The sequence below is a fragment of the Citrobacter amalonaticus genome, from assembly GCF_001559075.2.
Taxonomy (GTDB): Bacteria; Pseudomonadota; Gammaproteobacteria; order Enterobacterales; family Enterobacteriaceae; genus Citrobacter_A; species Citrobacter_A amalonaticus_F.
Genome location: NZ_CP014015.2, coordinates 1,775,064 through 1,798,377, shown reverse-complemented (window position 1 = coordinate 1,798,377; position 23,314 = coordinate 1,775,064). Strand labels below are relative to the sequence as shown.

The 23,314-nt window shown below is 55.0% G+C and carries 20 protein-coding genes and 4 tRNA genes; 20 read left to right on the top strand and 4 right to left on the bottom strand.

Going from position 1 to position 23,314, the window contains the following annotated elements; all coding sequences use genetic code 11:
- Positions 1–29 precede the first annotated feature (29 nt).
- A complete protein-coding gene (gppA, locus tag AL479_RS08635) occupies positions 30–1,514 on the bottom strand; it encodes a guanosine-5'-triphosphate,3'-diphosphate diphosphatase (protein ID WP_061075788.1) in 1,485 nt (494 codons plus the stop codon).
- 136 nt (positions 1,515–1,650) lie between these two features.
- A complete protein-coding gene (gene rhlB / locus AL479_RS08630; protein WP_061075787.1) occupies positions 1,651–2,919 on the bottom strand; it encodes an ATP-dependent RNA helicase RhlB in 1,269 nt (422 codons plus the stop codon).
- A gap of 239 nt (positions 2,920–3,158) precedes the next feature.
- On the opposite strand from rhlB, the gene trxA reads away from it, so the two are divergent.
- The 20 genes from trxA (at position 3,159) to AL479_RS08520 (ending at position 20,235) form a co-directional block, all read left to right on the top strand.
- On the top strand, positions 3,159–3,488 hold the full coding sequence (gene trxA, locus AL479_RS08625; RefSeq protein WP_001280776.1) for a thioredoxin TrxA: 330 nt from the start codon (positions 3,159–3,161) through the stop codon (positions 3,486–3,488).
- A 133-nt stretch (positions 3,489–3,621) separates the two neighbouring features.
- Complete coding sequence (locus AL479_RS08620; protein ID WP_071887707.1) at positions 3,622–3,741, top strand: rho operon leader peptide; 120 nt, start codon at positions 3,622–3,624, stop codon at positions 3,739–3,741.
- Positions 3,742–3,828: 87 nt separating this feature from the next.
- Positions 3,829–5,088 (top strand): transcription termination factor Rho, encoded by a 1,260-nt coding sequence (gene rho, locus AL479_RS08615; protein WP_002437993.1) that lies wholly within the window; start codon positions 3,829–3,831, stop codon positions 5,086–5,088.
- A 238-nt stretch (positions 5,089–5,326) separates the two neighbouring features.
- Complete coding sequence (gene wecA / locus AL479_RS08605; protein WP_061075786.1) at positions 5,327–6,430, top strand: UDP-N-acetylglucosamine--undecaprenyl-phosphate N-acetylglucosaminephosphotransferase; 1,104 nt, start codon at positions 5,327–5,329, stop codon at positions 6,428–6,430.
- Between the two features lie 11 nt (positions 6,431–6,441).
- Positions 6,442–7,488: an ECA polysaccharide chain length modulation protein gene (gene wzzE, locus AL479_RS08600; RefSeq protein ID WP_061075785.1), complete on the top strand. Its 1,047-nt coding sequence runs from the start codon at positions 6,442–6,444 to the stop codon at positions 7,486–7,488.
- Between the two features lie 55 nt (positions 7,489–7,543).
- The gene (gene wecB / locus AL479_RS08595) at positions 7,544–8,674 is read left to right on the top strand and encodes a non-hydrolyzing UDP-N-acetylglucosamine 2-epimerase (protein ID WP_061075784.1); all 1,131 of its coding nucleotides are present in this window, start codon (positions 7,544–7,546) and stop codon (positions 8,672–8,674) included.
- Positions 8,671–9,933 (top strand): UDP-N-acetyl-D-mannosamine dehydrogenase, encoded by a 1,263-nt coding sequence (gene wecC / locus AL479_RS08590; RefSeq protein ID WP_061075783.1) that lies wholly within the window; start codon positions 8,671–8,673, stop codon positions 9,931–9,933. Before wecB ends, wecC begins: the two co-directional genes overlap by 4 nt.
- Positions 9,933–11,000 (top strand): dTDP-glucose 4,6-dehydratase, encoded by a 1,068-nt coding sequence (gene rffG / locus AL479_RS08585; protein ID WP_061075782.1) that lies wholly within the window; start codon positions 9,933–9,935, stop codon positions 10,998–11,000. The genes wecC and rffG overlap by 1 nt, the downstream gene beginning before the upstream one ends.
- A gap of 19 nt (positions 11,001–11,019) precedes the next feature.
- The gene (gene rfbA, locus AL479_RS08580; protein ID WP_061075781.1) at positions 11,020–11,901 is read left to right on the top strand and encodes a glucose-1-phosphate thymidylyltransferase RfbA; all 882 of its coding nucleotides are present in this window, start codon (positions 11,020–11,022) and stop codon (positions 11,899–11,901) included.
- Positions 11,879–12,556, top strand: coding sequence for a dTDP-4-amino-4,6-dideoxy-D-galactose acyltransferase (gene rffC, locus AL479_RS08575; RefSeq protein ID WP_061075780.1), 678 nt, complete (start codon positions 11,879–11,881; stop codon positions 12,554–12,556). Before rfbA ends, rffC begins: the two co-directional genes overlap by 23 nt.
- Positions 12,557–12,560: 4 nt before the next feature.
- Complete coding sequence (rffA, locus tag AL479_RS08570; RefSeq protein WP_061075779.1) at positions 12,561–13,691, top strand: dTDP-4-amino-4,6-dideoxygalactose transaminase; 1,131 nt, start codon at positions 12,561–12,563, stop codon at positions 13,689–13,691.
- Position 13,692: 1 nt separating this feature from the next.
- Entirely contained in the window at positions 13,693–14,943 is a 1,251-nt protein-coding gene (gene wzxE / locus AL479_RS08565) for a lipid III flippase WzxE (protein ID WP_061075778.1), read from the top strand.
- Positions 14,940–16,019 (top strand): TDP-N-acetylfucosamine:lipid II N-acetylfucosaminyltransferase, encoded by a 1,080-nt coding sequence (locus AL479_RS08560; protein WP_061075777.1) that lies wholly within the window; start codon positions 14,940–14,942, stop codon positions 16,017–16,019. Before wzxE ends, AL479_RS08560 begins: the two co-directional genes overlap by 4 nt.
- Positions 16,016–17,368, top strand: a complete 1,353-nt coding sequence (wzyE, locus tag AL479_RS08555; RefSeq protein WP_061075776.1) for an ECA oligosaccharide polymerase — start codon at positions 16,016–16,018, stop codon at positions 17,366–17,368. Before AL479_RS08560 ends, wzyE begins: the two co-directional genes overlap by 4 nt.
- 2 nt (positions 17,369–17,370) lie before the next feature.
- Positions 17,371–18,111 (top strand): lipopolysaccharide N-acetylmannosaminouronosyltransferase, encoded by a 741-nt coding sequence (wecG, locus tag AL479_RS08550; protein ID WP_061075775.1) that lies wholly within the window; start codon positions 17,371–17,373, stop codon positions 18,109–18,111.
- 203 nt (positions 18,112–18,314) lie between these two features.
- Positions 18,315–19,700, top strand: coding sequence for a bifunctional threonine/serine APC transporter ThrP (gene thrP, locus AL479_RS08540; protein ID WP_061075773.1), 1,386 nt, complete (start codon positions 18,315–18,317; stop codon positions 19,698–19,700).
- Positions 19,701–19,802: 102 nt separating this feature from the next.
- A tRNA-Arg gene (locus AL479_RS08535) sits at positions 19,803–19,879 on the top strand.
- 56 nt (positions 19,880–19,935) lie between these two features.
- Positions 19,936–20,011 (top strand) — tRNA-His (locus tag AL479_RS08530).
- A 19-nt stretch (positions 20,012–20,030) separates the two neighbouring features.
- A tRNA-Leu gene (locus AL479_RS08525) sits at positions 20,031–20,117 on the top strand.
- Positions 20,118–20,158: 41 nt separating this feature from the next.
- A tRNA-Pro gene (locus AL479_RS08520) sits at positions 20,159–20,235 on the top strand.
- 688 nt (positions 20,236–20,923) lie between these two features.
- On the opposite strand, the gene hemY is transcribed toward AL479_RS08520, so the two are convergent.
- Together hemY and hemX are read right to left on the bottom strand one after the other, a co-directional pair.
- Complete coding sequence (gene hemY / locus AL479_RS08510) at positions 20,924–22,120, bottom strand: protoheme IX biogenesis protein HemY (protein ID WP_061075772.1); 1,197 nt, start codon at positions 22,118–22,120, stop codon at positions 20,924–20,926.
- Between the two features lie 2 nt (positions 22,121–22,122).
- Positions 22,123–23,307, bottom strand: coding sequence for a uroporphyrinogen-III C-methyltransferase (hemX, locus tag AL479_RS08505; protein ID WP_061075771.1), 1,185 nt, complete (start codon positions 23,305–23,307; stop codon positions 22,123–22,125).
- Positions 23,308–23,314 lie beyond the last annotated feature (7 nt).

The window sequence follows — 23,314 nt, the reverse complement described above, 5'->3', positions numbered from 1 at the left end:
AGGCGTTTACGCCGCCCTCCGGCTGTGAATCATTCACACACTTCTAAAGGCCAGTGGACATAGCTCTGCCACTGGCTTTCTTGTTCAATCAACTCTTTCCCCAGCGGATGCTGTTCCAGCCAGTCCGGCGGCAGCGTTAAGGCGAGAATTTCATTTGACGCCTGTAACGTAATGGCTGGCACCAGATCGTCACGACGGCGGCTGGCAAAGATAATCGCCAGTCTGAGCAGACGACAAAGATGCTCCGCCACACGCGGTGGTACGGCATTTTGCTGATGCAACGACGAGAGATCGACCGGGTTGGTCTGATTTAACAATAGTGTGGCGAGCAGTTTTTTCTGTGCCGGCGTGAAGCCCGGCAGATCCAGATTACGGACCAGATAGGCGGCATGCTGAGGCGCTTGCTTAAAATCAACGCTCAGGCCAATCTCGTGCAACTGGCAGGCGCTGATCAGCAGTTCGCGGCTGATCGGCTCAAGATGCCACTCATTTTCTACCTGATCGAGAAAACTGACCGCCAGATTCGCAACGCGATGCGCCTGTTCGGTATCCACCATAAACCGGCGCTGAATGTTACGCAGCGTGCGGCTGCGAATATCCTGATCCACCGCGAGATGCAGCATCCCGTAGACCAGCCCTTCACGCAATGCCCCACCGGCCAGGGTCATACACTGAATATTGAGCTCGGTGAAGATGGCGATCAGAATGGCCAGCCCGCTGGGGAACACCAGCGCGCGTTCCAGGGTTAAGCCTTCAATTTCCAGTTCTTCCAGACGACCGCAATGAATCGCCCGCTGTTTCAACTGCTGCAATTTCGCCAGCGTGATGCGCTCATCCATCCCTTGCGCCATCATGATTTCCTGCAACGCCTGAACGGTACCGGAGGCACCGACGCAGACTTTCCAGCCGTGATAGCGAAGTTCATCGGCGATCGGGCGCAGCACATCGCGCGCGGCTTTTTCCGCTTCGTCGAAATTCTCTTGTGCCAGATTGCGATCGGTAAAGTAGCGTTCGAGCCAGGTGACACAGCCCATCGACAGGCTGAACAGGGAGGTGGTTTGCGCCCCCGTTCCGGTGACCAGTTCGGTACTGGCGCCGCCAATATCGACGACCAGACGCTGATCCGCTCCGCCAGTGGTGTGCGCCACGCCCTGATAAATCAGGCGCGCTTCTTCTTCACCACTGATGACCTGAACCGGACAACCGAGAATTTCCTGCGCTTTAGCGATAAACTCGCTGGCGTTCACCGCGATACGCAAGGTTGCCGTGGCGACCACGCGGATTTGCGGCAGCGGAATATCCTGAAGGCGCTCGGCGAACAGACGCAGACATTGCCAGCCGCGTTCCATTGCTTCAGCAGAAAGAACATTGCTGCTGTTCAGACCGGCGGCCAGACGCACTTTGCGTTTAATGCGCGTGAGCGTCTGGATGCTACCCGCTACCTCGCGTACGACCAGCATATGAAAACTATTGGAACCGAGATCGATAGCGGCGTACAACGAGGTAGAATTCATACACTTCATCCTTCAACCTGTATCTGTGTTGGCGGCGTTCTCTCACCCGAATCACTGACTACAGTGAGCTCATCGGGATTCGTTTTCTTGCTGCCTTGATACGGGCTGAATGATTTTGTGTATGGCATAACTTTTCTTAACCTGAACGACGACGATTACGCGGGGCACCGCCAGAGCGACGCGGGCCATTGCCAGGACGCGTGCGCGTCAGACGCAGCGGTTTCGGCAGATTGTTCATCAACGCATCCGGATTATATTTACTGACCGGAATAGAGTGACCAATGTAGGTTTCAATCGCGGGCAGGTTCAGGGCGTACTCTTCACAGGCCAGGCTGATGGAGTGACCGCTTGCGCCAGCACGGCCTGTACGACCGATACGGTGTACGTAGTCTTCGCAATCGTCCGGCAGATCGTAGTTAAAGACGTGCGTGACGGCAGGAATGTGCAGGCCGCGCGCGGCAACGTCGGTTGCGACCAGAATATCCAGATCGCCGCGGGTGAATTCATCGAGAATACGCAGACGTTTTTTCTGCGCCACATCGCCGGTCAGCAAGCCAACGCGATGACCATCGGCGGCCAGATGGCCCCAGATATCTTCGCAGCGGTGTTTGGTGTTCGCGAATACGATGGCGCGATCCGGCCATTCTTCTTCGATCAGCGTTTGCAGTAAGCGCATTTTCTCTTCGTTAGACGGATAGAAAAGCTCTTCTTTAATACGGTGACCCGTTTTCTGTTCCGGCTCGACTTCAACGTATTCGGCGTTGTTCATTTGTTCGAACGCCAGTTCACGAACGCGGTAAGAGAGGGTGGCAGAGAACAACATGTTCAGGCGCTGGTTGGCCGGCGGCATGCGGCGGAACAGCCAGCGGATATCTTTAATAAAGCCCAGATCGTACATGCGATCGGCTTCATCGAGGACCACCACCTGGATGGCGCCCAGGTTGATGTGATTCTGTTTCGCGTAGTCGATCAGACGACCCGTGGTGCCGATGAGAATATCGACGCCGCTTTCCAGCACTTTTAGCTGTTTGTCGTAACCGTCACCGCCGTAAGCGAGACCCAGCTTCAGACCGGTCGTCTGTGCCAGTGGCTCGGCATCGGCGTGGATCTGCACGGCTAACTCACGCGTCGGCGCCATAATTAAGGCGCGTGGCTGGTTCACCTTGCGATCGTCAATCGCGGGATGAGAGAGAAGATAATGAAACGTTGACGTCAGGAACGCCATCGTTTTTCCGGTACCGGTTTGCGCCTGCCCTGCAACATCGCGACCAGCCAGCGTAAGCGGCAGTGCGAGGGCCTGAATGGGCGTGCAGTTATGAAAGCCTTTATTTTCAAGGGCTTCGATAACCTTTGGGTGCAGGGCGAAGTCGGAAAACTTCTGTTCTGTTAAATGTGTTTTGCTCATAGTGTGGTAGAATATCAGCTTACTATTGCTTTACGAAAGCGTATCCGGTGAAATAAAGTCAACCTTTAGTTGGTTAATGCTGTACACAAATCATTCATGATGCGTCGAGGCGGCAAGCGAACGCGTTCACAAAAGCGTACAGAGTACGTGACCGGAGCGATGAGCGCAGCCAACAAAGAGGCAGCTTAAAGGATGATGTGTATACACCAACACACCAGGCTTATTCCTGTGGAGTTTATATGAGCGATAAAATTATTCACCTGACTGACGACAGTTTTGACACGGATGTACTCAAAGCGGACGGGGCGATCCTCGTTGATTTCTGGGCAGAGTGGTGCGGACCGTGCAAAATGATCGCCCCGATTCTGGATGAAATCGCTGACGAATATCAGGGCAAATTGACGGTTGCTAAACTGAACATTGACCAAAACCCAGGCACTGCGCCGAAGTATGGTATCCGTGGCATCCCGACCCTGCTGCTGTTCAAGAACGGTGAGGTTGCAGCGACCAAAGTGGGCGCACTGTCCAAAGGTCAGCTGAAAGAGTTCCTCGACGCTAACCTGGCGTAAGCCGGGTGTCTCATGTTCGGGTGCCCAGTATCCTAATTGATTCGGATGACTGGACGCCCGACTTGAGTCGTGCTAAGTTAGTGTTGACTTCGTATTAAACATACCTTATTAAGTTTGAATCTTGATAACTCCAATACTTCCCGTTTTTTCTCGCACGCGAAGTGGACAGATTCCTGGCTTATCATTCAATCCGTCTTGTCGTTTCAGTTCTGCGTACTTTCCTGTGACCAGACAGCGAACAGACATGAGTTGATGGCCGTAAACAGGCATGGATGACCCTGCCATACCATTCACAACATTAAGTTCGAGATTTACCCCAAGTTTAAGAACTCACACCACTATGAATCTTACCGAATTAAAGAATACGCCGGTTTCTGAGCTGATCACTCTCGGCGAAAATATGGGGCTGGAAAACCTGGCTCGTATGCGTAAGCAGGACATTATTTTTGCCATCCTGAAGCAGCACGCAAAGAGTGGCGAAGATATCTTTGGTGACGGTGTGCTGGAGATATTGCAGGATGGATTTGGTTTCCTCCGTTCTGCAGACAGCTCCTACCTCGCCGGTCCTGATGACATCTACGTTTCCCCCAGCCAAATCCGCCGTTTCAACCTCCGCACTGGTGATACCATCTCTGGTAAGATTCGCCCGCCAAAAGAAGGCGAACGCTACTTTGCGCTGCTGAAAGTTAACGAAGTTAACTACGACAAACCGGAAAACGCCCGTAACAAAATTCTCTTCGAAAACTTAACCCCGCTGCACGCAAACTCTCGTCTGCGTATGGAACGTGGTAACGGTTCGACCGAAGACTTAACGGCGCGCGTTTTGGATCTGGCTTCACCAATCGGTCGTGGTCAGCGTGGTCTGATCGTCGCGCCGCCGAAAGCCGGTAAAACCATGCTGCTGCAAAACATTGCGCAGAGCATCGCTTACAACCATCCTGACTGTGTGCTGATGGTGCTGCTGATTGACGAACGTCCGGAAGAAGTGACCGAGATGCAGCGTCTGGTGAAAGGTGAAGTCGTTGCTTCTACCTTTGACGAGCCAGCATCCCGTCACGTTCAGGTGGCGGAAATGGTGATCGAGAAAGCGAAACGTCTGGTTGAACACAAAAAAGACGTTATCATTCTGCTCGATTCCATCACCCGTCTGGCGCGTGCTTACAACACCGTGGTTCCGGCCTCCGGTAAAGTGCTGACCGGTGGTGTGGACGCTAACGCCCTGCATCGTCCGAAGCGTTTCTTCGGTGCGGCGCGTAACGTGGAAGAGGGCGGCAGCCTGACCATCATCGCAACGGCGCTGATCGATACCGGCTCTAAGATGGATGAAGTCATCTACGAAGAGTTTAAAGGCACCGGTAACATGGAACTGCATCTCTCTCGTAAGATTGCTGAAAAACGCGTCTTTCCGGCTATCGACTACAACCGTTCCGGTACCCGTAAAGAAGAGCTGCTCACCACTCAGGAAGAGCTGCAGAAAATGTGGATCCTGCGCAAGATTATTCACCCGATGGGCGAAATCGACGCAATGGAATTCCTCATTAATAAACTGGCGATGACCAAGACTAACGACGATTTCTTCGACATGATGAAGCGCTCGTAAACGTGCTCTCAGCCGAAAACGCCACGTTTTTACGTGGCGTTTTGCTTTTATGTCTGTAATCTTAACGACAAGTTAACAAATCAGGGGTTATCGTCCTCCGCTGCACGTGCGTCAGCCATCAAGTGCGACACGTGGTTAATAATTATACAAAACAGACGGTTCGGAGTGGAGTTTCCCTTCTGAATACAGGCCTTCGTGGTTATACTTCTGCTTATAATTTTCTCTGAGAGCACGCATTGTGAATTTACTGACAGTCAGTACTGATCTCATCAGTATTTTTTTATTCACGACACTGTTCCTGTTTTTTGCGCGGAAGGTCGCAAAAAAGGTCGGTTTAGTGGATAAACCCAACTTCCGTAAACGCCACCAGGGATTGATACCGTTGGTTGGGGGCATCTCAGTTTATGCGGGGATTTGTTTCACATTTAGCATTGTGAATGTCTATATCCCCCACGCTGCTCTCTATCTGGCTTGTGCCGGTGTCCTGGTCTTTATCGGCGCACTGGACGATCGCTTTGATATTAGCGTAAAAATTCGCGCCACCATTCAGGCTGCTATCGGCGTAATTATGATGGTGGTGGGCAAGCTCTATCTCAGCAGCCTGGGTTATATCTTTGGCCCGTGGGAGATGGTGCTCGGGCCGTTTGGTTATTTCCTCACGCTCTTCGCCGTATGGGCTGCGATCAACGCCTTCAACATGGTGGATGGTATCGATGGTTTATTAGGCGGACTCTCAAGCGTCTCATTTGCCGCAATGGGGCTTATTCTGTGGTTTGATGGACAGACCAGTCTGGCTATCTGGTGCTTTGCCATGATCGCCGCCATCCTGCCCTATATCCTGTTGAACCTCGGTGCGCTTGGCCGTCGCTATAAAGTGTTTATGGGTGATGCCGGCAGTACGCTGATTGGTTTTACCGTTATCTGGATCCTGCTTGAAACCACCCAGGGGAAAACGCACCCGATAAGCCCGGTTACCGCGCTGTGGATCATCGCCATTCCGCTGATGGACATGGTGGCCATCATGTATCGTCGTCTGCGTAAAGGGATGAGCCCCTTCTCGCCAGACCGCCAGCATATTCATCATTTGATCATGCGTGCAGGGTTTACTTCCCGTCAGGCGTTTGTCCTGATCACACTTGCCGCCGCAATACTGGCCTCGATTGGCGTGCTGGCGGAATATTCTCATTTTGTCCCGGAATGGGTCATGCTGGTGCTCTTTTTGCTAGCATTCTTCCTCTACGGTTACTGCATTAAGCGTGCATGGAAGGTGGCGAGGTTTATTAAGCGCATGAAGCGCAGATTACGAAGAAACCGTGATAACAATCCAAAATTAACCAAGTAAATGAGGGTGCGATGACTCAACCATTACCGGGGGCACACGCTGTGAGCGCTGAAAATGAACTGGATATTCGTGGGTTGTTTCGTACCTTGTGGGCCGGGAAGGTGTGGATTGTCGGTATCGCGCTGTTATTCGCGCTGATCGCGCTGGCGTATACTTTTTTTGCTCGTCAGGAGTGGAGCGCGACCGCGATCTCCGATCGCCCCACGGTGAATATGCTGGGGGGTTACTATTCTCAACAGCAGTTTTTGCGGAATCTGGATACGAAAGCGGACAACGCGTCAGGCGATCAACCTTCGGTGATGGATGAAGCCTATAAAGAGTTCGTGATGCAACTGGCCTCCTGGGATACGCGTCGCGACTTCTGGCTGCAAACCGACTATTACAAGCAGCGGATGGTTGGCAACAGCAAGGCCGATGCCGCCATGCTGGATGAGATGATCAATAACATTCAGTTCACCCCCGGTGATTTTGCCCGCGCAATTAACGACAGCGTCAAGCTCATTGCCGAAACCGCGCCTGATGCGAACAATCTGCTGCGTCAGTATGTGGCGTTCTCCAGTCAGCGTGCGGCAAGCCATCTCAACGAAGAACTGAAAGGCGCGTGGGCTGCGCGGACCGTGCAAATGAAGGCGCAGGTCAAACGTCAGGAAGAGGTGGCGAAAGCGATTTTCTCCCGCCGCGTGAGCAGCATTGAACAGGCGCTTAAAATCGCGGAACAACACAATATCTCCCGCAGTGCAACCGATGTACCGGCGGATGAATTACCGGATTCGGAGCTGTTTCTGCTCGGACGTCCAATGCTCCAGGCGCGCCTTGAAAATTTACAGGCGGTCGGCCCCTCTTTCGATCTGGACTACTTCCAGAATCGAGCCATGCTAAATACATTGAATGTGGGTCCAACTCTGGACCCGCGTTTTCAGACCTATCGCTATTTGCGTACACCGGAAGAACCGGTAAAACGCGATAGCCCGCGCCGTGCCTTCCTGATGGTGATGTGGGGCATCGTGGGGGGGCTTATCGGCGCAGGTGTTGCGTTAACCCGCCGCCGCACGATTTAGCACGACTGCCGCAGTGAGGGGCTGGGCCCTCACTGACTATTCGAAGAGAATCGATGTGAAAGTACTGACTGTATTTGGCACGCGACCGGAAGCCATAAAAATGGCACCTCTGGTGCATGCGCTGGCAAAGGATCCTGATTTCGACGCAAAAGTCTGCGTCACCGCGCAGCACCGTGAGATGCTCGATCAGGTATTGAATCTCTTTTCTATTGTTCCTGACTACGATCTCAACATCATGCAGCCAGGTCAGGGATTGACAGAGATAACCTGTCGGATACTGGAAGGGCTGAAGCCTATCCTCGCTGACTTCAAGCCGGATGTGGTACTGGTACACGGAGATACCACCACCACGATTGCGACCAGCCTGGCCGCTTTTTACCAACGTATACCGGTCGGCCATGTCGAAGCCGGGTTACGCACTGGCGATCTCTATTCCCCGTGGCCGGAAGAGGCAAACCGTACGCTGACCGGGCATCTGGCGATGTATCACTTTGCGCCGACGGAGAACTCGCGACAAAACCTGCTGCGCGAGAATATTGCCGACAGCCGCATCTTTGTTACCGGCAATACGGTGATCGATGCGCTGATCTGGGTGCGCGATCGCGTTCTGGCGAGCGATACGCTACGTTCCGAACTGGCCGAACAGTATCCCTTCCTCAGCTCGGATAAAAAGCTGATCCTGGTGACCGGTCATCGTCGCGAAAGTTTTGGTCGCGGATTTGAGCAGATTTGCCATGCGCTGGCGGAGATTGCGGCCGCCAATCAGGATGTGCAGATTGTCTATCCGGTGCACCTGAACCCGAACGTCAGCGAGCCGGTCAACCGCATTCTCGGCCATGTTAACAACGTAACGCTGATTGAACCGCAGGACTATCTGCCCTTTGTCTGGCTAATGAATCACGCCTGGCTGATTCTGACGGACTCCGGCGGGATTCAGGAAGAGGCGCCGTCACTGGGTAAGCCGGTGCTGGTGATGCGTGAAACCACCGAACGACCCGAGGCCATTACGGCGGGCACGGTGCGTCTGGTGGGGACCGACTCACGGCGTATTGTTGAAGAAGTCACGCGCTTGCTGCATGACGAAAACGAATATCAGGCCATGAGCCGCGCCCATAACCCTTACGGTGACGGGCAGGCCTGTGGCCGCATTTTACACGCGTTAAAAAACAATCGGGTATCACTATGAGTTTTTCTACCATTTCTGTTATTGGGTTGGGCTATATCGGTTTGCCGACGGCGGCTGCCTTTGCTTCGCGCCAAAAGCAGGTGATTGGGGTGGACGTTAACCCGCATGCAGTGGAGACCATCAACCGCGGTGAAATCCATATTGTTGAGCCGGATCTGGATAACGTCGTGAAAACGGCGGTGGAAGGCGGTTTTCTGCGCGCCACCACGACCCCTGTCGATGCCGATGCGTATCTGATTGCCGTACCGACGCCGTTTAAAGGTGAGCATGAGCCGGATATGACCTATGTCGAAGCAGCGGCGAAATCCGTTGCGCCGGTGCTGAAAAAGGGCGCGCTGGTGATCCTCGAGTCGACCTCTCCGGTTGGCGCGACCGAACAGATGGCGGCGTGGCTGGCCGAAATGCGTCCGGATCTCACTTTCCCGCAGCAGGCGGGCGAGCAGGCGGATGTGAATATCGCCTATTGCCCTGAGCGCGTTCTGCCGGGTCAGGTAATGGTTGAACTGATCAAAAATGACCGGGTCATCGGCGGCATGACGCCAGTGTGCTCGGCGCGTGCCAGTGAGCTGTACAAAATATTCCTTGAAGGCGAGTGCGTGGTGACCAATTCCCGTACGGCCGAAATGTGCAAGCTGACGGAAAACAGCTTCCGCGACGTCAATATCGCCTTTGCTAACGAACTGTCGCTGATTTGCGCCGAGCAGGGGATTAACGTCTGGGAACTGATTCGCCTGGCGAACCGCCATCCGCGCGTCAACATTCTCCAGCCGGGACCGGGTGTGGGCGGGCACTGTATTGCTGTCGACCCGTGGTTTATCGTGGCGCAGAATCCGCTGCAGTCGCGTCTGATCCGTACCGCGCGTGAAGTGAACGACGGTAAACCGCACTGGGTTGTCGATCAGGTCAAAGCCGCCGTTGCGGACTGCCTGGCGGCGACGAACAAGCGCGCCAGCGAAGTGAGAATCGCCTGTTTTGGCCTCGCATTTAAACCTAATATCGACGATTTGCGTGAAAGCCCGGCAATGGGGATCGCAAAAAGCATCGCCCAGTGGCACAGCGGTGAAACGCTGGTGGTGGAACCGAACATTCACCAGTTGCCGAAAAAGCTGGACGGTCTTTGCACTCTTGCCGAACTGAACGACGCGCTGGCGACTGCCGACGTGCTGGTGATGCTGGTCGATCATAGCCAGTTTAAAGCCATTCAGGGCGATGCGGTGCCGCAGCAGTACGTCGTGGATACCAAAGGAGTGTGGCGTTAATGAAACGGATTCTGGTGACGGGTGGCGCAGGTTTCATCGGCTCAGCGGTGGTACGGCATATCATTAATGAGACGGCAGATGCGGTCGTGGTGGTGGATAAACTCACCTACGCCGGCAATCTGATGTCGCTGGCGCCGGTTGCGCAGAGCGAGCGCTTTGCTTTCGAGAAAGTGGATATTTGCGATCGCGCTTCGCTGGATCGGGTTTTTCAACAGTATCAGCCAGACTGCGTGATGCACCTGGCCGCCGAAAGCCACGTCGATCGCTCTATCGACGGTCCGGCGGCGTTTATCGAAACTAACATTGTTGGCACCTACACGTTGCTGGAAGCGGCGCGGGCGTACTGGAGTGAACGGGCTGACGAGAAAAAATCGGCGTTTCGCTTCCACCACATCTCGACGGACGAGGTGTATGGCGATCTGCACTCAGCGGATGATTTCTTTACCGAGACGACGCCGTACGCCCCAAGCAGTCCCTATTCCGCATCAAAAGCCAGCAGCGATCACCTGGTGCGCGCCTGGTTGCGTACCTACGGTTTCCCGACGCTCATTACCAACTGCTCCAACAACTATGGCCCATATCACTTCCCGGAAAAACTGATCCCGCTGATGATTCTTAATGCGCTGGCGGGCAAACCGCTGCCGGTGTATGGCAACGGACAGCAGGTCCGCGACTGGCTGTATGTGGACGATCATGCGAGAGCGCTGTACTGCGTGGCGACCACCGGAGAAGTCGGTGAAACGTATAACATTGGCGGCCATAACGAGCGTAAGAATCTGGACGTGGTTGAGACGATTTGCGACCTGCTGGAAACGCTGGCGCCGAACAAACCGCAGGGTATCGCACACTACCGCGACCTGATTACCTTTGTGGACGATCGTCCTGGTCACGACTTACGTTACGCCATTGATGCGTCCAAAATCGCCCGTGAGCTTGGCTGGACGCCGCAGGAAACCTTTGAAAGCGGTATGCGTAAAACCGTGCAGTGGTATCTGGCGAATGAGGCCTGGTGGAAGCCCGTGCAGGACGGTAGCTATCAGGGGCAACGTTTAGGTCTGAAGGGCTAATTTCCCGGAGGAGGAAGGCATGAAAGGTATCATTCTGGCGGGCGGCTCCGGCACCCGTTTGCATCCTATCACGCGCGGCGTGTCGAAACAGCTGCTCCCCATTTACGATAAGCCGATGATTTATTATCCGTTATCGGTGCTCATGCTGGCAGGTATTCGTGAGATCCTGATTATCACCACGCCGGAAGATAAAGGGTATTTTCAGCGTCTGTTAGGCGACGGTTCTGAATTTGGCATTCATTTGCAGTATGCCGAACAACCGAGTCCGGATGGCCTGGCGCAGGCGTTTATCATCGGTGAGACGTTCCTTAACGGCGAACCTTCCTGCCTGGTGTTAGGCGACAATATCTTCTTCGGCCAAGGGTTCAGCCCTAAATTGCGCCATGTCGCAGCACGTACCGAAGGGGCGACCGTGTTTGGCTATCAGGTGATGGATCCAGAACGGTTTGGCGTGGTGGAGTTTGATGATCATTTCCGCGCCATCTCGTTAGAAGAGAAACCGAAGCAGCCTAAATCTAACTGGGCGGTGACCGGACTCTATTTCTACGACAGCAAGGTGGTGGAGTACGCAAAGCGTGTGAAACCGTCTGAACGCGGCGAACTGGAGATCACGTCTATCAATCAGATGTACCTTGACGCAGGCAATCTGACCGTTGAGCTGCTGGGGCGCGGTTTTGCCTGGCTTGATACGGGAACGCATGACAGCCTGATTGAGGCGAGCACCTTTGTGCAGACGGTTGAAAAGCGTCAGGGATTCAAAATCGCCTGTCTGGAAGAGATTGCCTGGCGCAATGGCTGGCTGGATGATGACGGTGTGAAACGTGCCGCCAGCGCGCTGGCGAAAACGGGCTACGGCCAATATTTACTGGAGCTGCTTCGTGCACGTCCACGCCAGTATTGAGCCGCTGGGCTGGGAAAACCACTTCTTTGGCGTCAACAGCGCCATTGTCCGACTGGATCCGGCGGCACCGTTATTGACCGCAGACGCCTTACAGGCCTGGTCACGGGTACAGGCTAAAATTCCGGCGGCTGATACCGCCGGGCTGGATGCCCTGCAACAACTGGGTTTCGCGCTAGTGGAAGGGGAAGTGGATCTTGCCGTCAGCGTCGGGGAAATGGGTGGGCAAACTGGCGCAGAAATTGCACAACTGACGGACATTCCGGCGTTGCGCCAGCTCGCGGCGGCGGCTTTTGCGCAAAGTCGCTTTCGCACGCCGTGGTACGCGGCTGACGCCAGCGCCCGCTTTTATGCGCAGTGGATTGAAAACGCGGTGCGCGGCACGTTCGATCATCAGTGTCTGGTTCTTCGCACCTCAAACGGGGATATTCGCGGCTATGTCTCGCTGCGTGAACTGGATGATCGCGAGGCGCGAATCGGCTTGCTCGCCGGGCGTGGCGCTGGGGAAGAGCTGATGCAGGCGGCGATTGGCTGGGCGCAGGCGCGCGGCAAAACAACATTGCGGGTGGCGACCCAGATGGGCAACACCGCCGCGCTTAAACGTTATATACAAAGCGGTGCGAATGTAGAAAGCACTGCATACTGGTTATACAGGTGACAACATGATTCCGTTTAACGCACCGCCGGTGGTGGGAACCGAACTCGACTATATGCAGTCCGCGATGGGCAGCGGCAAACTGTGCGGCGATGGCGGCTTTACCCGCCGTTGCCAGCAGTGGCTGGAGCAGCGTTTTGGCAGCGCGAAGGTGCTGCTGACGCCTTCCTGTACCGCCTCACTGGAGATGGCGGCACTGCTGCTGGATATCCAGCCGGGTGATGAAGTGATCATGCCGAGTTACACCTTCGTGTCGACCGCGAATGCCTTTGTGCTGCGCGGCGCTAAAATCATCTTTGTGGATATCCGCCCGGATACCATGAACATCGACGAAACACGCATTGAAGCGGCGATCACCGAAAAAACGCGGGCGATTGTGCCTGTGCATTATGCGGGCGTGGCCTGTGAGATGGACGCCATCATGGCGCTGGCGGATAAGTACAACCTGTTTGTGGTAGAAGACGCCGCGCAGGGGGTGATGTCGACTTACAAAGGTCGGGCGCTGGGAACGATTGGTCACATCGGCTGCTTCAGTTTCCACGAAACCAAAAACTACACCGCCGGCGGCGAAGGCGGCGCAACGCTGATTAACGATCGTCACCTTATCGAGCGTGCGGAAATCATTCGTGAAAAAGGCACTAACCGCAGCCAGTTCTTCCGTGGCCAGGTCGACAAATATACCTGGCGCGATATCGGTTCCAGCTATTTGATGTCCGATCTACAGGCCGCTTATCTCTGGGCGCAACTGGAAGCGGCGGACCGCATTAATCAGCAACGTCTGGCGTTGTGGCAGACCTACTACGATGCCCTCGCACCGCTGGCGCGTGCGGGCAGAATTGAATTGCCATCCATTCCGGATGACTGCAAACAGAACGCCCATATGTTTTATATCAAGCTGCGCGACATTGACGATCGTAGCGCGCTGATTAACTTCCTGAAAGAAGCCGAGATTATGGCGGTGTTCCACTACATTCCGCTGCATGACTGCCCGGCTGGCGACAAGTTTGGTGAATTCTCCGGCGAGGACCGCTACACCACCAAAGAGAGCGAACGTCTGCTGCGCCTGCCGCTGTTCTATAACCTGTCGGCAGTGAATCAGCGCACGGTGATCACGACATTGCTGAACTATTTCGCCTGATATGTCGCTTGCGAAAGCGTCCTTGTGGACGGCGGCCAGCACGCTGGTCAAAATTGGCGCGGGGTTACTGGTCGTTAAGCTGCTGGCGGTGTCATTCGGCCCGGCTGGCGTCGGGCAAGCGGGAAATTTCCGTCAGATGGTCACCGTGCTCGGTGTCCTGGCGGGGGCCGGGATTTTCAACGGCGTCACCAAATACGTTGCGCAGTCTCACGATAACCCCGAACAACTGCGGCGGGTGGTCGGGACATCCTCGGCCATGGTGCTGGGTTTTTCGACGCTGCTGGCGTTGGTGTTTCTGCTCGCGGCGGCACCGATTAGCCAGGGACTGTTTGGACATACTCAGTATCAGGGGTTAGTGCGCTTAGTAGCGCTGGTGCAGATGGGAATTGCCTGGGCCAACCTGCTGCTGGCGTTGATGAAAGGATTTCGCGATGCGGCCGGGAATGCGCTGTCACTGATTGTTGGCAGTCTGGTGGGCGTTGTCGCCTATTATGGCTGTTACCGGCTGGGCGGCTATGAAGGCGCGCTGCTCGGCCTGGCGCTGGTGCCCGCACTGGTGGTGATCCCGGCAGCAGCCATGCTGATGAAGCGCGGGATGATCCCGCTGCACTATCTGCGGCCATCCTGGGACAAGGGACTGGCGGGTCAGCTCAGCAAGTTTACCCTGATGGCGCTGATCACCTCCGTCACGCTGCCGGTGGCGTATGTGATGATGCGAAACTTGTTGGCGGCGCACTACAGTTGGGATGACGTCGGGATCTGGCAAGGGGTGAGCAGTATCTCGGATGCTTACCTACAATTTATTACCGCCTCGTTCAGCGTTTACCTGTTGCCGACGCTGTCGCGCCTTACCGAAAAGCGGGACATCACACGGGAAGTGGTGAAGTCGCTGAAGTTTGTTCTGCCTGCGGTGGCTGCCGCGAGTTTCACCGTCTGGCTGCTGCGTGATTTTGCTATCTGGCTGCTGTTCTCTGAGAAATTCACCGCCATGCGCGATCTGTTTGCCTGGCAGTTGGTCGGAGATGTGCTGAAAGTCGGGGCATATGTCTTCGGTTATCTGGTGATCGCCAAAGCGTCACTGCGGTTTTATATTTTGGCTGAAATCAGCCAGTTCATTTTATTGACGGCATTTGCGCACTGGCTGATCCCAGCACATGGCGCGCTGGGTGCGGCACAGGCCTATATGGCCACGTATGTCGTCTATTTCTCTCTGTGTTGTTGCGTATTTATACTCTGGCGTAGGCGGGCATGACTGTACTGATTCACGTACTGGGATCGGATATCCCTCACCATAATCAAACCGTGCTGCGGTTTTTCAACGATACGCTGGCATCGACCAGCGAGCATGCCCGTGTCTTTATGGTCGCCGGTCAGGATACCGGGCTGACGGAAAGTTGCCCGGCGCTCTCCATCCGTTTCTACAGCGGTAAAAAATCGCTGGCGGAAGCGGTGATAGCGCAAGCCAAAGCGAACAGACAGCAGCGCTTCTTCTTCCACGGTCAGTTTAATACGGCGCTGTGGCTGGCGTTACTGAGCGGCGGAATTAAACCCGGTCAGTTTTACTGGCACATCTGGGGCGCGGATCTGTATGAAGTCTCCAGTGGGCTGAAATTCAAACTGTTTTATCCGCTTCGCCGTCTGGCGCAAAGCCGTGTTGGGGGCGTTTTTGCCACCCGTGGCGATCTGAACTATTTCGCCCAACAGCATCCGCGCGTGCCAGGGGAACTGCTCTATTTCCCGACGCGAATGGATCCCTCGCTCAACAATATGGTGAACGATCGCCAACGCAGCGGAAAAATGACCATTCTGGTGGGTAACTCAGGCGATCGCAGCAACGAACATATTGCCGCGCTGCGGGCGGTGCATCAGCAGTTTGGCGATACGGTAAATGTGATTGTCCCGATGGGCTATCCAGCGCATAACGAGGCGTATATTGCGGACGTCCGTCAGGCGGGGCTGAAACTGTTCAGCGCAGATAACCTACAGATCCTCAGCGACAAACTGGCGTTCGACGACTATCTGGCGCTGCTCCGGCAGTGCGATCTTGGGTACTTTATTTTTGCCCGTCAGCAGGGGATTGGCACTTTATGCTTGCTGATTCAGGCTGGCGTGCCGTGTGTGTTGAACCGCGAGAATCCCTTCTGGCAGGACATGGTGGAACAGCATCTTCCGGTGCTGTTTACGAGCGATGCGCTGAACGAACAGGTGGTGCGCGAGGCGCAGCGCCAGCTGGCGTCAGTGGATAAAAATACCATTACCTTCTTTAGCCCGAACTATTTGCAGCCCTGGCATCACGCGTTGCAGGTTGCCGCAGGGGAGGCGCTATGAGTCTGATGCAGTTCAGCGGCCTGTTTGTCGTCTGGCTCCTCTCCACGTTGTTTATCGCCACGCTAACCTGGTTTGAATTCCGCCGCGTACGCTTTAATTTCAACGTGTTTTTCTCGCTGCTGTTTTTGCTGACCTTCTTTTTTGGCTTTCCGCTGACCAGCGTGCTGGCGTTCCGCTTTGACGTCGCTGTCGCACCGCCGGAAATTCTGCTACAGGCGCTGCTTTCCGCTGCCTGTTTCTACGCGATCTACTATGTGACCTATAAGACCCGCTTACGCAAACGGGTTGCGGACGCGCCGCATACACCGCTGTTCACGATGAATCGGGTGGAAACCCATCTCACCTGGATGATTCTGATGGGGATTGCGCTGATCAGCGTGGGCATCTTCTTCATGCATAACGGCTTTTTGCTGTTCCGCCTGCAGTCGTATAGCCAGATTTTCTCCAGCGAAGTTTCCGGCGTGGCGTTAAAACGCTTCTTTTACTTTTTCATCCCGGCAATGCTGGTGGTCTATTTCCTGCGCCAGGACAGCAAAGCGTGGCTGTTCTTCCTGGTCAGCACCGTCGCATTTGGCCTGTTGACGTATATGATTGTCGGCGGCACGCGCGCCAATATCATCATTGCCTTCGCCATCTTCCTGTTTATCGGCATTATTCGCGGCTGGATCTCGCTGTGGATGCTGGCGGCAGCAGGCGTGCTGGGGATTGTCGGTATGTTCTGGCTGGCGCTGAAGCGTTACGGGCTGAATGTTAGCGGCGACGAGGCGTTCTACACGTTTCTCTATCTCACCCGCGACACGTTTTCCCCGTGGGAGAACCTGGCGCTGCTGCTGCAAAACTACGACAAAATCGACTTCCAGGGGCTGGCGCCAATTGCCCGTGATTTCTACGTCTTTATTCCTTCCTGGCTGTGGCCGGGGCGGCCGAGCGTGGTGCTGAATACGGCGAACTACTTTACGTGGGAAGTGTTGAACAACCATTCCGGTCTGGCGATCTCGCCAACGCTGATTGGTTCGCTGGTGGTGATGGGCGGTGCGCTGTTTATCCCACTGGGCGCGGTTGTGGTGGGGTTGATCATCAAATGGTTCGACTGGCTGTACGAGCTGGGCAATCGTGAGACCAACCGCTACAAGGCCGCGATTTTGCATAGTTTTTGCTTTGGCGCGATTTTCAATATGATCGTGCTGGCGCGAGAGGGACTGGACTCGTTTGTCTCGCGTGTTGTTTTTTTCCTGGTGGTTTTTGGTGCCTGTTTGCTGGTGGCAAAACTTCTGTTCTGGCTGTTTGACCAGGCCGGACTGATCCATAAACGTTTGCGAGCCCTGCCAGACAAACGGGTTGAAGGATAGCAATGACTGATAATACAACGGCACCGATTTACGATCTGCGCGGACTCCAGCTGATTGGCTGGCGTGATATGCACCATGCGCTGGATTATCTCTATGCTGGCGGCCAGCTTAAGCAAGGTACGCTGGTGGCGATTAACGCAGAAAAGGTCCTGACAGCGGAAGATAACCCGGAAGTTCGTACCCTGATTGAGGCGGCTGAGTATAAATATGCCGACGGGATCAGCGTCGTACGCTCAATACGCAAAAAATTTCCGCATGCCCAGGTTTCTCGCGTGGCGGGTGCCGATCTCTGGGAAGCGTTGATGGCCCGTGCGGGCGAGGAAGGCACGCCGGTATTCCTGGTTGGCGGAAAGCCGGAAGTGCTGGCGCAAACGCAAGCGAAACTGCGCACCCAATGGAATGTGAACATTGTCGGCAGCCAGGACGGCTATTTTACGCCGGAGCAGCGCCCTGCGCTGTTTGAGCAAATCCATGCCAGTGGGGCGAAAATCGTTACCGTGGCGATGGGATCGCCGAAACAGGAAATTTTTATGCGCGATTGCCGTCAGGTGCATCCGCATGCGCTCTATATGGGCGTCGGCGGTACCTATGACGTTTTCACCGGTCATGTAAAACGCGCGCCGAAAGTGTGGCAGAATCTGGGGCTGGAGTGGCTGTATCGCCTGCTGTCGCAGCCGAGCCGCATTACCCGTCAGCTCCGTTTACTGCGTTACCTGCGCTGGCACTACAGCGGAAATATCTAAAACTCCTTTCTCATGCGGGTAGCGCATTCTGCTTCATGCGCTACCTCGCTGCCGCATTTTTGCTCCGTTATTACCTGAAACATGCATTTTTTTAATGCTTCGTTTGCCATTTTGCCAAATTTGCGAAAACATGCGCCCCCAGCGATGTACCCATAACAATAACCGGCGATGCCGGAAAGCATGTAAACACGACAAGAGGATTTATGGCAGAGAAAAAACCTGAGCTACAGCGTGGGCTGGAGGCTCGTCATATCGAATTGATTGCCCTCGGGGGCACCATTGGCGTCGGCCTGTTTATGGGGGCGGCAAGCACCCTGAAGTGGGCAGGACCCTCGGTACTGCTGGCATATATTGTCGCCGGCCTGTTCGTCTTTTTCATTATGCGTTCAATGGGCGAGATGCTGTTCCTGGAGCCGGTTGCCGGTTCTTTCGCCGTTTACGCTCACCGTTACATGAGCCCGTTCTTCGGTTATCTCACCGCGTGGTCATACTGGTTTATGTGGATGGCGGTCGGTATTTCGGAGATCACCGCGATCGGCGTCTATGTTCAGTTCTGGTTTCCGGAGATGGCGCAATGGATACCCGCGCTGATTGCCGTTGGACTGGTGGCGCTGGCAAACCTGGCGGCCGTTCGTCTGTATGGCGAAATCGAGTTCTGGTTTGCGATGATTAAAGTCACCACCATCATCGTGATGATTGTGGTGGGTCTGGGCGTGATTTTCTTCGGTCTCGGCAACGGTGGTCAGCCGATTGGCTTTGGTAACCTGACCGGGCACGGCGGTTTCTTTGCCGGTGGCTGGAAAGGCTTCCTCACCGCATTGTGTATTGTGGTCGCCTCTTATCAGGGCGTGGAGCTGATCGGGATTACGGCGGGCGAAGCCAAAAACCCGCAGGTCACGCTGCGTAGCGCGGTAGGTAAAGTGCTGTGGCGTATTCTGATCTTCTACGTGGGCGCGATTTTCGTGATCGTCACTATCTTCCCGTGGAACGAAATTGGCAGCAACGGCAGTCCGTTCGTCCTGACCTTTGCCAAAATTGGTATCACTACCGCGGCGGCGATTATCAACTTTGTTGTGCTGACCGCCGCGCTATCTGGCTGTAACAGCGGAATGTACAGCTGTGGACGTATGCTCTACGCGCTGGCGAAGAACCGTCAACTGCCGGCGGCGATGGCGAAAGTCTCCCGTCATGGCGTTCCGGTGGCGGGTGTCGCGCTGTCGATTGTGATCCTGCTGGTCGGTTCGTGCCTGAACTACATCATTCCTAATCCACAGCGCGTCTTCGTCTATGTTTATAGTGCGAGTGTGCTGCCGGGGATGGTGCCGTGGTTTGTGATCCTGATTAGCCAGCTGCGTTTTCGTCGGGCGCATAAAGCGGCGATGGCCAGCCATCCGTTCCGTTCGATTCTGTTCCCGTGGGCAAACTATTTGACGATGGCTTTCCTGGTTTGCGTTCTGATCGGCATGTACTTTAATGAAGATACCCGTATGTCGCTGTTTGTCGGCATCATCTTCCTGCTCGCCGTGACGGCTGTTTACAAGGTTTTTGGCCTCAACCGTCAGGGGATCGCCCAGAAAACGGGGGAATAAGCGACAAAACGCGCAAAGCGTAACCAAACGCGCATTTTATTTAAAAAGGCACTAGACAGCGGGGTGTGAAGTCCGTATTATCCACCCCCGCAACGGCGCTAAGCGCCCGTAGCTCAGCTGGATAGAGCGCTGCCCTCCGGAGGCAGAGGTCTCAGGTTCGAATCCTGTCGGGCGCACCATTCACCCGGTGCTGGAGCTGCGGTGGTTTCGATACCGCGTAAATAGATTTGTAGTGGTGGCTATAGCTCAGTTGGTAGAGCCCTGGATTGTGATTCCAGTTGTCGTGGGTTCGAATCCCATTAGCCACCCCATCATTAAAAGTTGTGAAATGCGAAGGTGGCGGAATTGGTAGACGCGCTAGCTTCAGGTGTTAGTGTCCTTACGGACGTGGGGGTTCAAGTCCCCCCCCTCGCACCACGACTTAAAGAGTTGAACTAAAAATTCAAAAAGCAGTACATCGGCGAGTAGCGCAGCTTGGTAGCGCAACTGGTTTGGGACCAGTGGGTCGGAGGTTCGAATCCTCTCTCGCCGACCAATTTTGAACCCCGCTTCGGCGGGGTTTTTCTTTTTCTACGCCACTCTCTTTCTTCTTCTTTTCCCCTGTTGCTTCCCTGAGACAACCCTGTTTGCCATTGTCGCCATTTGGTGACGATTAACATTCTGATATTTCAAAACTTTTGCGTATCGGACGAGATCTGTCTCTGCTGAGCGACAATGTGGTGTATTCACGGCGGGAAGAAAAAGGGAAAATCGCCGACAACCCGCGCCAGTACAGGGATAGTGAAATACCGTAATCCCTATTTTTAGCGGTGCAATCCTGGCACGCAATGTGCAATAATAGACGGGTAGATGCTCATTCCATCTCTTATGCTCGCCATAGTGCCTCATAAACTCAGGAATGATGCAGAGCCGTTTACGGTGCTTATCGTCCACAGACAGATGTCGCTTCGGCCTCATCAAACACCATGGACATAACGTTGAGTGAAGCACCCATTTATGTTGTCATACAGACCTGTTTAACGCCTGCTCTTTTAGAGCAGGCGTTTTTTTATGAATGCACGTCATCCTTCAGGCTGCCTCTTTGTTGGCTGCGCCTGCTTGCCCCGGTCACTGACTTAAGTAAGCTTCCGGGGATCCTCAGACTGGCCGCCTCGATGCATCCTGAATGATTTTGTGTCTTTGATTAATGCCCGGAGCGCGTAGCGCCACCGGGCATCAGGGCGTTACTGCGGGGGCGTGTTCTGTAACGTCAGCATCAAGCCGTCACGGCGCATGGTGGCCGCTTCTTCCGGTTGATGCAGGCGGTCGAGCGCGTCGGCAAGCCAGGCGTAATCGTACGCGTCCGGGCGCTGCTTCAGCGCTGCGCGGAAGGCAACGGTCGCTTCCTGCCATTCGCCGTGCTTCATCAGCGACTGACCCAGCGTGCTCCACAGCAGCGGGCGATCGCCAACGGTCTTGATCTGCTGACGCAGGACTTTCTCCAGCTGTTCCGGGTTATTGGTTTTCAGCCGCGGAATCGGCAGCACCAGGCGATCGTCATACTGACGCTTCAGACCGTCGATAATGATTTGCTGCGCCATGTCGTGATCGTCGCATTCAATCAGATGCTCGGCCATGGCCACCTGCAGGGCAACCTGATGGCGGGTTTTGCGGCTCTGGTTTTTCCACCACTCACGTAGACCATCGCTGCCCTGATCGGCGCGTGCCTGATCCATCAGACCAATCCACGCCTGCTGTTCCAGCATCGCACGATGCTCTTCATCACCGACGTTCGCTTTCGCCATTGACGGGATGATATCCAGCAGCGAGCTCCAGGCTCCGGTGCGAATGTAGGCCTGTTCCGCCAGACGCAATACTTCCGGATGACGCGGCGTCACCTCCAGCAATTTATCCACGCCGTGGCGCGCGGCATGATTCTCATTGCGCGCCAGTTGCAGGCGGACACGCGCAATCTCAACCGGGATCGTGTCGTTGCCCGCGAGTTCTGTCGCACGTTCCAGATGTTGGTTCGCGCGTGCTTCGTCACCACGCTGTTGCGCTGCTTCAGCGGCAAGCAGGTAGTTCACTACCGGCTGTTCAGCATGATCGGCATTTTTCGCCATCAGCTTCTCAACCTGCTGATAGTCTCCTTCCGCCAGTTTCAACAGCGCCTGTTCGGTCTGTTTGCGGGCGCGACGACGTTTGCGACCCACAAACCAGCCGCGCGTATGTGCGCCGGTACGGAAGAGGCGACGCAGCAGCCATTCGATGGCAAACAGTACCACCATCGCAAGGATCAGGATGATGACCAGCCCGGTCACGCTGGTTTCAATGTTGTACGTGTCGGTCTGGATCAGGACGTAACCCTGATGACCGGCAATCATCGGGCCGATCACGATACCCGCGATCAGCAGCACAAAGAGCAACAATACTTTTAGCATCATTATTCTCCTTGCGGCGCGGCTGCCGGGGTTTCTGCCTGGGGTGCTTCAGGCGCAGGTGTCGCTTCAGATGGCGCGGCGCCCGGTTGTGCCAGCAGGTTACGCACACGGGTTTGCATCAATTTTTCGAGGATCGCCTGGCTTTGTAGCGTTTCCGGTACGTCCATCGTGATGCTCTGCTGACTCAGCTTGTCCACTTCTTCAAGGAAGGCTTTTGTCGTGGCGTCGTCGGTATCGTAGTAAGCACGTACCCAGGTGGAGACGTTATCCAGCGCCTGACGGTAGGTCTCTTCCTGATGACGCGGTACCGCCTGGGCGGCAACCAGCAGACGAGAGCGGATGTTTTCCCGCAGATAGACATCCTGATTCGGCGCTAACAGCGGGACCGCGGTGTCATCGCGGCGGCGGATGGTGATAAAGCTGTCCATAAAATTCTGCCAGCTTTTTTGCAGATTGACGCGCCATTCGCTGATTGAACTGGAAAGCTCAGGGCTGTCGGCGTCCATTGGCGAACCGTCGCTGTCGTTATCCGCCAGACGCAGGTTATCGATCTGATTAGAAAGCTGATTAATTTTCAGGATGATGCCGTCGTAATCCACCTGAGCGACAGAGGAAAGACTGGCGATATCATCGGTGATTGCCCGGCGTGCGGTAATCAGGCTGGGATCGTTCATGTCCGCGAGGCTGGCATCTGCGCTCTTCAGCAGCGCGGCCGCTGTCGTCACATCCTGATCGCTCCACAGCTTACGTCCGGCCAGCTTGACCAGAAAATCGGCCTGTGCGAGCAGCCACGTTTTGGCATCGCTGCCGGAGATAGTGGCGACTTTCTGTTGGACTTCATCCAGCTGTTTCGCCAGTTCAGTTTGCTGACGGTTGGCCTGCTCCAGCTGCGCCGCCTGCTGTTTAATGACGCCTTCCAGCTCCGCCTTTTGGCTTTCCTGCGCTTTTTGCAGCGCGGTCAGTTGAGTAGCCAGCGCATCGCTGGTGGCGGTCTGCGTGGTCGCCTGTTGTTTTCCCCAGCCATAGAGCCCAACACCGGCTGCCAGCGCGATGGCGATTGCCACCGCACTCAGGATCAGCGCAGTGCCGTTTTTACTCTTTTTTTCTGCAGTAGCTGGCTGTGGCTGAGTCTCCACGGCCTCCCTGGTCTCTTCAACCACGGCGGAGGATTTTTCTTGTTCCGTCATTATGGCT